This is a genomic window from Cetobacterium sp. ZWU0022, assembly GCF_000800875.1.
In the GTDB taxonomy this organism is placed as follows: Bacteria; Fusobacteriota; Fusobacteriia; order Fusobacteriales; family Fusobacteriaceae; genus Cetobacterium_A.
On sequence record NZ_JRJZ01000048.1, the window covers coordinates 1 to 4,499 of the forward strand.

4 protein-coding genes are annotated in these 4,499 nt (G+C 30.1%); all 4 read right to left on the reverse strand.

The annotated features are described in order from the left end of the window. Nucleotides 1–13: 13 nt before the first annotated feature. Complete coding sequence (locus L988_RS05165) at nucleotides 14–973, reverse strand: restriction endonuclease subunit S (protein WP_052191702.1); 960 nt, start codon at nucleotides 971–973, stop codon at nucleotides 14–16. 1 nt (nucleotide 974) lies between these two features. Beyond that, on the reverse strand, nucleotides 975–1,580 hold the full coding sequence (fic, locus tag L988_RS05170) for a protein adenylyltransferase Fic (RefSeq protein ID WP_047382294.1): 606 nt from the start codon (nucleotides 1,578–1,580) through the stop codon (nucleotides 975–977). A gap of 3 nt (nucleotides 1,581–1,583) precedes the next feature. After that, a complete protein-coding gene (locus L988_RS05175; RefSeq protein WP_047382296.1) occupies nucleotides 1,584–3,134 on the reverse strand; it encodes a type I restriction-modification system subunit M in 1,551 nt (516 codons plus the stop codon). A gap of 149 nt (nucleotides 3,135–3,283) precedes the next feature. After that, entirely contained in the window at nucleotides 3,284–4,201 is a 918-nt protein-coding gene (locus L988_RS05180) for a replication initiation protein (RefSeq protein ID WP_047382298.1), read from the reverse strand. Between the last annotated feature and the right edge of the window lie 298 nt (nucleotides 4,202–4,499).

Sequence of the window (4,499 nt, forward strand, 5' to 3'; positions counted from 1 at the left end):
CGTCGGTTTTTTTTCATTTCATTCTGCCATAAAACCTACAATTTATTCTACCATTAACATTAGGCAATAATAAATCAGTTATAGGCCTCGCTCTTATTGAAAATCCATTAAATACACAATTAGGAATATTTTCAATTAAAGCACTAGACATTCCTATATCTTCTTTTGTTTCTGACGTTCTAGTAAAAAAAACATCTCCTTTTCTAGCGCTGTAATTTTCAATCTCACTAGGATTTACATTTACTAATCCAGAAATTTTTTCATTTGTTAACCATCTATTTTTATAAACATCAGTAAAATTAATAAACGGTTGTCCATGTCCAAAAGCACTTTTCTCTTTATTTAAACCATTTTTAAACTCAAAAAGTTCACCAACTGATAAATATTGAATATTCCAATCTTTAAATTCAAAAAGTGAATTATGATAATATTCATACTGCTGCTTTCTCATTGTAAGCTCTGCTGTAAGCTCTGCTGTAAGCTCTGCTGTAAGCTCTGTAAATGTATCTAAAATACGCACAATCTCCTCTTGTACTACTAATGGAGGTAGGGGGATTTGAAGTTTGTATATTTCGTTAGATTTTAAAGCTGGAATCCCTGCTCCATGCTGACATTCCATTAATTTATTTTGCATACTTTTAACAAAATGGAAAACATAATTATTATTAAGAAAATTATAATCTGGCTGTAAATAATAGCAATGTGCATTCGCCCAAAATTTAGTTTTTATAAATTGAACAAACCCAGCAGAAGCTCCTCCTTGGCTAATAATTATTGTATTAGCTTCTACATTGTAATTATTTGTAAATCCTGAATAACTAGTTCCACCGTTGTAAGCAGGATAATCTCCTTCTTCTAGTAAATTTTCTTTATTTAACTGTTTTCCTTTTGATATCTTACAATACAATCCTAAAGAAACATACTCCACCCCATTAGGACATAGCTCATTAATTAATTGCTCTAACTTACTCATCTTAGACCTCCTCTGTGTTGTATTCACTATAACCTTCATAGTAGTAACTTACATCAATACCTTTCATAAATAGATTACGGTCATTGATTTCAATAGTAAGAGCCTGTTTTAAAAGATGTTTAATTTCAATATCTTTAACTACACTTCTCTCCATAGCTGATAGATATTCATCTTTATCAACTAGATTCCAATCAATTACTACCTTGATATTTTCTTTTAATATAAGGTCAAGCCATATACGAGTTGATCTCCCATTTCCTTCACGAAAAGGGTGAGCAATATTCATCTCAACATATTTCTCAATAATCTCATCAAATGTATTTTGTGGCATCTTATCTATATATTCTAAAGAGGGTTTAAGATACATTAGTGGTGCAAAACGGAAATTTCCTTTAGCTATATTTACCTCTCTAACCTTTCCAGCAAACTCATACATATCTTCAAATAAGTATCTATGTATATATTGAAGCCCTTCAAATGTTCCTACCTTAACTTTATTTATATCTCCTGAATCAAATAGTTGCTTAGCTTTTTGTTTACTAATTTTCTCTTCCACCTTTGAAAGTTCCACTTGATTAGTAATATTAAGCTTATTATCTAAAATCATACTTTATTCCACCTCAATCTCTGCAACTATCTTATCTATTTCAATACGAAGTCTATCTATATTGCTCACTGTTGCTTTTATCTTGGCGTTTAGTTCCTTTATATCAATAACCTCTCTTGTATCTTCAGCTTCTACATAAGTATTAACAGAAAGATTGTAATTCTCTTCAGCTATTTTTTCATTATCTACCGATTTTGAAACATACTCAATATCCTCTTTAGTATCAAATATTCTTAGTATCTCCTCTATATGTTCCTCTGTTAAGATGTTGTTATTAGTTTCTTTCTTGAAGAAGTTTTCTCCACTAGCATCTATAAATTGAGTTGTTGAATCCTTTTTAGATTTAGATAAAATTAAGATATTAACAGCTATTGAAGTTCCAAAGAAAAGATTAGGTGCTAACGATATAACAGTTTCAACAAAGTTATTATCAATTAAGTACTTTCTAATTTTTTGCTCTGCTCCACCACGATAGAATATTCCTGGGAAACAAACTATAGCAGCACGACCTTTACTTGAAAGATAATTTAAGCAGTGAAGTACAAAAGCAAAGTCAGCTTTAGATTTTGGTGCAAGTACTCCAGCTGGTGCAAAACGCTCATCATTAATAAGAGTTGGATCATCACTACCAATCCAATTAACTGAATATGGAGGATTTGATACAATGGCATCAAAAGGCTTCTCATCTCCAAAGTGAGGATCTAAAAGTGTATTTCCTAATGCAATATCAAATTTATCGTAGTTTACATTGTGTAAAAACATATTCATACGAGCAAGGTTATATGTTGTATGATTAATCTCCTGTCCATAGAAACCATCTTCAATAACATGGTTATCAAACTGCTTTTTTGCTTGTAGTAATAGTGAACCTGATCCAGCAGCAGGGTCATAAATCTTATTAATCGTTTCTTGTTTATGTGTTGCTAATTTTGCGATAAGCTTTGATACACTTTGAGGTGTAAAAAACTCTCCACCAGATTTACCAGCATTGGCAGCATAGTTAGAAATTAAAAACTCATAAGCATCACCAAATAGATCTATATGGTTATCTTCAAACTCTCCAAAATTAAGACCTTCAACACCTTTAATAACAGCAGCTAAACGACTATTCTTGTCTTTAACTGTATTTCCTAATCTATTGCTTGTTGTATCAAAATCAGCAAATAACCCTTTAATATCTGATTCTGATGGATAACCATTAGCAGAACCTTCAATAGCTGAAAATATTGCAGCTAAATCAGTATTTAAACTTTCATTAGTGTTTGCTCCTTTAGCAATGTTAACGAATAGTTGACTTGGATATATAAAATATCCCTTTGTTTTTATTGCATCATCTTTGATTTCATCTGTTATAACCTCATCACTTAAATCTGCATATTTAAAACTATCATCTCCAGCTTCAATATAGTTAGAGAAGTTTTCACTTATAAATCTATAAAATAACGTTCCTAAAACATATTGCTTAAAATCCCATCCATCTATTGAACCACGAACATCATTTGCTATCTTCCAAATTTGCGATTGTAATTCAGCTCTTTGTGCTATACTTGACATTTTTAATTCCTCCATTTATATACAATAATTTTATACTCTACTAATGGTATAAAGTTACTTAATTTAATTATAATCTATGCTTTATTATATCATAAAGCCTGTATAAATAACACCTTCAAGAGATGTTAAACTACTATTTAAATAGTGGTTTATTTCTTCAATACTGATTTTAAAGTCTTTATATAAATGCTTGGTGATTTTTTCTTTTGCTCATTTAGGATTTCATATCCAATACCTTGATTTTGAAGTATCTCTCTAGCTTCCATCTCTTCTTCTAAAGTTAGATCTAATTTTTTCTTTTTAGGTACGTCTTCATAGATAGCAAAATAAATCTCTATCTTTTCGATTTTTCTACGTCCTTTTCCTTTCAGTTCTTCAGGAAACTTATATATTTTTTTCTTCTCTAATTCAGCTTTGGATGGTTTAATAATCTTATCGTTAATTCTTCCGAGTGTATAAGCTTTTGGAACTTCTAAAACATCTCTAAATTGTTCTATCTCCATAACAAAATAACCTGTATTTTCAAACTGCTTCAATAACATATACAACCTTTTAGCATATTTTCCACTTATACCCTTTAATTCTGCATCTTCAAGCAGTAGTATCTCTTGTTTTTTATGTTTTAGTTCATTGTCCCAATAATCTAACTCTTTAACTGTTAGTGGCTCTTTTTTCTTAGCTTTATCTATTATGTGAATATCGTGTTTATAGAAAAGAAAAGGAATAAACAGTGATGGAATTTCTATCTTCAAAGTTTCCTCATCCATCTCTTGGGTTACAAAAATACTTCCAGATATTCCATAACCTTTTTCTTTATCAATCTCATATCTTTTAGAAACTGTTAATCCACGAATAAATTCTGAAAATTCTTCTTTGGTATATGGTCTAGTTGCAGATGCTTCCCATATTTCACGCTTCTTTATTGTTATAACTCTCTCTTTTATTTCTAGTCCCTTATTCCATTTGTTAAACTCTTTCAACAACCATCCAAAAGCATTAATAAATATCTCTTTTTCAAAATACACAGGTAATCTATTTAGTTTTTTGTTGAATCCTATTTTTCCCATTTTTCACCTCAAGTAATATTAAGAATAATTCATTTTAACATAAACCCATTTTAAAATCAAAAGTGTTTATAATGGTTACTACAATTTGGGGTTTATATCTACTACAATATTGGGATTATATCTACTACAATTTAGGGTTTATTTCACTACAATTTGGGGTTTATAATTTTACACTACCCCTTTTCAACCATTGATTTTACTAAGCTAGATTGGTGTTCAATTTTCTCTAATAGTCTTTAAGGCCTCGCGTCGGTTTTTTTGCGTTTCGGCACCAAATTTGCAATTTTCTCAATAAAGT